Annotated in this window: 6 protein-coding genes; all 6 read left to right on the top strand. The window is 36.7% G+C overall.

Features of this window, described 5'->3' with window-relative positions:
• The first annotated feature begins 117 nt into the window (after positions 1 to 117).
• The 6 genes from gcvT (at position 118) to DER71_RS11515 (ending at position 5,564) form a co-directional block, all read left to right on the top strand.
• Entirely contained in the window at positions 118 to 1,191 is a 1,074-nt protein-coding gene (gene gcvT / locus DER71_RS11535; RefSeq protein WP_114458991.1) for a glycine cleavage system aminomethyltransferase GcvT, read from the top strand.
• 50 nt (positions 1,192 to 1,241) lie between these two features.
• A complete protein-coding gene (gene gcvH / locus DER71_RS11530) occupies positions 1,242 to 1,625 on the top strand; it encodes a glycine cleavage system protein GcvH (protein WP_114458990.1) in 384 nt (127 codons plus the stop codon).
• A gap of 2 nt (positions 1,626 to 1,627) precedes the next feature.
• On the top strand, positions 1,628 to 2,965 hold the full coding sequence (gcvPA, locus tag DER71_RS12140; protein ID WP_233487071.1) for an aminomethyl-transferring glycine dehydrogenase subunit GcvPA: 1,338 nt from the start codon (positions 1,628 to 1,630) through the stop codon (positions 2,963 to 2,965).
• On the top strand, positions 2,966 to 4,402 hold the full coding sequence (gcvPB, locus tag DER71_RS12135; protein ID WP_199505625.1) for an aminomethyl-transferring glycine dehydrogenase subunit GcvPB: 1,437 nt from the start codon (positions 2,966 to 2,968) through the stop codon (positions 4,400 to 4,402). It abuts the gene before it with no gap.
• A gap of 406 nt (positions 4,403 to 4,808) precedes the next feature.
• On the top strand, positions 4,809 to 5,357 hold the full coding sequence (locus DER71_RS11520) for a tetratricopeptide repeat protein (RefSeq protein WP_114458989.1): 549 nt from the start codon (positions 4,809 to 4,811) through the stop codon (positions 5,355 to 5,357).
• 24 nt (positions 5,358 to 5,381) lie between these two features.
• Positions 5,382 to 5,564 (top strand): DUF951 domain-containing protein, encoded by a 183-nt coding sequence (locus DER71_RS11515; RefSeq protein ID WP_114458988.1) that lies wholly within the window; start codon positions 5,382 to 5,384, stop codon positions 5,562 to 5,564.
• The last annotated feature ends 101 nt before the right edge of the window (positions 5,565 to 5,665 follow it).

Genomic DNA, 5,665 nt, shown 5'->3' with positions numbered 1-5,665 from the left:
GAGACGGGGCAACGACTGACGGAAAGCTGTATACGGGAGAACCGTACGTGCAGTTTGACGAGGGGTCCCAGCTGAAAGGCTGGTCCTACTCTATTACTATGTTAAGGAGGTGTAATAGTGAAAAAGACTCCATTAAATGAAACTCATAAGAAACTTGGAGCAAAAATGATTGATTTTGGCGGATGGGAAATGCCAGTAGAATACAGCAGTATAATAGAAGAACATAAGGCTGTAAGAGAAAAATGTGGTATTTTTGATGTTTCCCATATGGGAGAGATTATTGTTTCAGGAAAGAAAGCAGAAGATTCGATCCAGAGGCTGATAACAAATGATGCAGCAAAATTAAGCAGAGGTGAAATATTATATACACCAATGTGTAATGAAGAGGGAGGCATCATCGATGATTTGCTGGTGTATAAACTTGAGGACAACAAGTTTATGCTTGTCGTAAATGCCTCAAATACTGAAAAAGACTATAAATGGATAAGCAGCCATCTTCTGGAAGAAACTGCAGCAGAAAATAAGTCAGAAGATTATGCATTAATTGCACTGCAGGGACCTGAGTCCAGAAACATATTACAAAAGTTAACTAACATAAACTTAGCAGAATTAAAGTATTATAAATTCGAAATTTCAGAAGCTGCAGAAGTTGATGCTATAATCTCACGAACAGGTTATACAGGTGAACTGGGTTATGAACTCTATTTTTCTGCTTTAAAAGCAGAAAAGGTGTGGGATAGTCTGATGGAAGCAGGTGAAAATTATGGTTTAAAACCAGCCGGGCTGGGAGCTCGTAATACACTGCGCCTGGAAAAGAAAATGAATCTTTATGGTAATGATATGACAGAGAAAAATCATCCACTTGAGGCAGGACTTGGATGGACAGTTAAGCTGGATAAAGGAGACTTTATTGGGAGAGAAAAGATAAAAAAATATAAAGAAAATGGTTATCCAAATAAGCTGGCTGGATTTAAAATCACCGGTCGGGGTATAGCAAGACATGGTTATGAAGTATATGATAAAGGGAAAAAGATTGGTGTTGTTACAAGCGGCAGCTACTCACCTACTTTGGAAGAAAATATTGGACTTGCCTATCTGGACAAAACAATAATTGAAGATGGCAGAGAAATTGAGATTAAAGTGCGGAATCGTTTTGTTAAAGCAGAGATAGTTGAAGGTGCTTTTGTATAAAAGGGGATTAAGGGATTAAAGTAATTAAAACTTTTAAGGAGGAATAAGGTATGTCTGTAAAAGAAGGTTTAATTTATTCAGAAGATCATGAGTGGGTAAAAAAGGAAGGTAATACTGCAGTAATAGGAATTTCTGATTTTGCTCAGGAAGAGCTGGGGGATATTGTATTTGTAGAGCTGCCTGATGCTGGTGATGAATTCAATCAGAACGACAGTTTTGGAGTTTTAGAATCTGTTAAAGCTGTTTCCGATGTATTTGTCCCTGTTAGTGGAAAAGTAGTTGAAGTTAATGAAGAATTATTTGATAATCCAGAACTCATCAATGAAGATCCATATGGTGATGGCTGGTTAATAAAAATGGAAATGAGTGATGAATCAGAACTTGAAGAACTTCTCAGCGCAGAGGAGTATACAGAATTTATTGAGGAGGCATAATAATGGACTATGTTTCCAATACAAAATCAGAAAGAAAAAACATGCTGAAAGAGATAGGGGTTAAAGCTGTCGAAGACCTTTTTAATATGATACCAGAAGAAGTAGCTTTGGACAGACCATTAAATATTCCAGATGGAATTTCAGAGCTTGAACTGGTAAGAAAAGTTCAAAAACATGCAGCAAAAAATAAGAGCTTAGATAAATTAACCTCTTTTTTAGGTGCTGGAGCATATGATCATTATGTACCTGGTATTATTGATCATCTGATTTCTAGATCGGAATTTTATACAGCTTATACCCCCTATCAGGCAGAATTGAGTCAGGGAACTCTGGAAGCTATATATGAATATCAGAGCATGATATCAGAGCTTACAGGCCTTGATGTGACAAATGCTTCTATGCTTGATGGCGGTTCAGCTGCAGCTGAAGCTGTTGTTATGGGAGCAAGGATTTCCCGCAGGAAAAAAGTTCTGCTTCCTGAAACAGTTAATCCTGCCTACAGGGAAGTTATTAGAACATATGGCAGACATCAGGACCTTGAGTTTATAGACATTAAAACAGAAAATACAGCTGTTTTGCCTGAACTGATTGAGAAAGAGCTGGATGATGATACTGCAGTAGTAGTTGTTCAATACCCGAATTTTTTTGGCTCTATAGAAAAAATGGAAGAAATAGGTAGAATGGTTAATAATGCTAAAAAAGCCGTTTTTGTAGTAATTGCCAATCCGATTCTTCTGGGACTGCTTAAAGAACCGGCCGAATTTGGAGCAGATATAGTTGTCGGTGAGGCACAAAATCTTGGTAATGGCCTTAATTATGGTGGGCCATATCTGGGTTTTATGTCAACAAGAGATGACAGAAGTTATATACGCCAGCTGCCGGGAAGAATTGTTGGAAAAACAACTGATGTAGACGGAAAAGAAGGTTTTGTTTTGACACTTCAGACACGTGAACAGCATATTAGAAGAGAAAGAGCTACTTCCAATATCTGTACAAATGAGGCTCTTAATGCACTGATGGCTACTATTTATATGGCAGCAATGGGTAAGGATGGGCTAAAAGAAGTAGCAGAACAGTCATTTCATAAGGCTCATTATCTTGCCGAAAGAATTGATAAATTAGATGGTTATCAGGTAGTTAATAAAGACAACTTCTTTTTTGAATTTGTGGTTAAAAGTGACAGAGATTTAGAAAAAGTTAAAAATAGCCTACTGGAAGAAAATATTATAGTGGGATATGATTTAAAGGAAGCTGAGCGCGATGGTCTGCTTATCTGTGTGACAGAGAAGAGGACAAAAGAAGAAATGGATCAGTTAGTAGAAAAACTGGAGGTGGTTTAAGTGGAAGAATTATTAATTAAAGACTACAGCAGTCAAGGAAGAAAAGGATATTCACTACCACCTTTGGATGTAGAAAAATCAGATTTAGATAGTTATTATTCTGATTATATCAGAGAAGAAAGTCCTGGTCTGCCGGAAGTTAGTGAAGTAGATGTTGTAAGACATTATACTGCCCTGTCAGAACTTAACTATGGAGTTGATTCTGGAATATATCCACTTGGATCCTGTACAATGAAATACAATCCTAAAAGAAATGAAAATGTAGCTAGAGCTGCTGAACTGACGAATATTCATCCATATCAGGAGGATGAACATGTTCAGGGTTCTTTAGAAATATTATATGAATTAAAACAGTACCTTGCAGAAATTAGCGGTATGGATGAGATAACTTTACAGCCTGCATCTGGAGCTCATGGTGAACTGACAGGTATGATGATAATTCATCAGTATTTTGATAAAAAAAATGATAATAGAACTAAAGTTCTTGTACCTGACTCAGCACATGGAACAAATCCTGCCAGTGCAATGATGGCCGGGTATGATGTGGTAGAAATACCTTCAAATGAACGGGGTATGGTTGATGTAGATGATTTGAAAGAAGCAATGGATGAAAATGTTGCAGCATTAATGCTTACAAATCCAAATACACTGGGCATATTTGAGGAAGATATATTAGAAATAGCCGATATAGTGCATGATAATGGCGGTCTGCTTTATTATGATGGAGCCAACATGAATGCTGTAATGGGTTATGTAAGACCTGGTGATATGGATTTCGATGTTCTTCACTTTAATCTACATAAGACATTTTCCACTCCTCATGGTGGAGGTGGACCGGGCTCTGGTCCGGTTGGTGTTAAAGATTTTTTGGCACCATATCTGCCCAAACCTGTACTCAAAAAAGGAAAAGACAGCTATTTCTGGGATAATGATAGACCTGATTCACTGGGCAAGGTTCATGCATTTTATGGTAATTATGGAGTTATGCTGAGGGCATGGAGCTATATTATCACTATTGGAGGTAAAGGATTGAAGAAAACAACAGAAAATGCTGTTTTAAATGCCAATTATCTAAAGGCAAAGCTGATAAAAGAGTTTGAACTTCCATACGCTGCTGACAGCCTGCACGAATTTGTTCTTTCTGGAAGCAAGCAAAAAAAAGAAGGTGTATCAACTCTCAATATTGCAAAAAGACTGCTTGATTATGATCAGTATGCACCAACAATATATTTCCCTCTTGTTGTAAAAGAGGCAATGATGATAGAACCTACAGAGACAGAAGATATCCGGACATTAAATAGATTTGTCGATACAATGCTTACAATTGCCCGGGAAATAAAAGAGGATCCAGAACTGGTAAATAATGCGCCACACACAACTATTGTGCGTAAATTAGATGAAACAAAGGCGGCAAGAGAGCCAAATCTCCGCTGGTAAAATTCGCTGGTAAAATTCTTTGAACATTTTAGATAGAGAGTGGATACCACCTTCCAGATTATAGAAGTTAAGCACTAGAAAGCCTGATGGGTTTACCCGAATTTACGCCTTTCGAGAGAACGTAAGAGCTAACTTAATCTACCCTCTGGTATGCTTTAAGTAGGCAATTTTTTATGAATAAGGAATCCACGTGGGCGTGCCCGCGACGTGTCAAGAGTGTAATATTATGATTAAACTGCAGATTGATTTTGATTAAAGATAAACAAATAAATTAAGATTTAATCTGGTTAAAGTTCTCCCTTTAAGATTAATGATACAGGATTCTTAAAGGGAGCTTTTTTTTGCAGTTTTGCATATCTCTGTGATATAATATAATACTGAAGTCTAAATTAGAGTAGGTGGTAATATGAGAGAATCAGATTATATTGACAATTTACCAGCTGATAAGGCTGAAAAATACAAAAAAGCGCTCAAATTATTTGAACGCAGAAATAAAAAAGCAAAAGAAGAATTTCAAAATATTATTGAAGAACATCCTGATTTTGCTCCGGCCTACAATAAATTAGCGGTAATAGCTATTAGAGAAGATAGAATAGAAAAAGCAGAAGAATTTCTTTATAAAGCAGTTGAGATTGACAGCGAATTTGCACCGGCAATTACCAATCTTGGAAGTCTGGCCCGAAAAGCAGGAAATAACGCAAGAGCAAAGAAATTATATGAAAAAGCAGTAGAAATTGACCCAAAATATGGGCCAGCCTATAATAATTTGGGAGTTATTTATCGTGAAGATGGTGACTATGCAAATTCAATTAAGTATTTAAAAAAAGCAAGAAAATACGGCAGCTTTGTTTATGAATCTAAAAATGACAGGCCTTTTTATAAAGAACCGGGCTGTCTTACTGGACTGCTGGTATTGATTGGGTTTGGGCTGTTATTTTATCTCTGGATGTTTTAAAGTTAGCTAAAGGAGTGGTAATAGATGTCAGCAGATTATAAAACTGGAGATAGAGTGCAATTTAAAAAAACACATCCCTGTGGTGGGGATATCTGGAAGATAATAAGAGTTGGCATGGATTTTAAAGCAAAATGTGATACATGTGGCAGAATTATAATGCTGCCCAGAAAAAAGTTTGAAAAAAGTGTTAAGAAAAAACTTGATTAAAATTAAGTGATAGAAGTTATAGTCTGCTAGCAAACCTCGTGGGCTTGCCCCGAGAAAATAGCAGACGGTTTTGAATTTCAATTATTATGTTTAGCTAATAA

Source organism: Halanaerobium sp. DL-01 (genome assembly GCF_003338615.1).
GTDB lineage: Bacteria > Bacillota > Halanaerobiia > Halanaerobiales > Halanaerobiaceae > QPJE01.
Note: the sequence above shows the minus strand (reverse complement) of the source record. Positions and strands in the feature narration are given on the sequence as shown.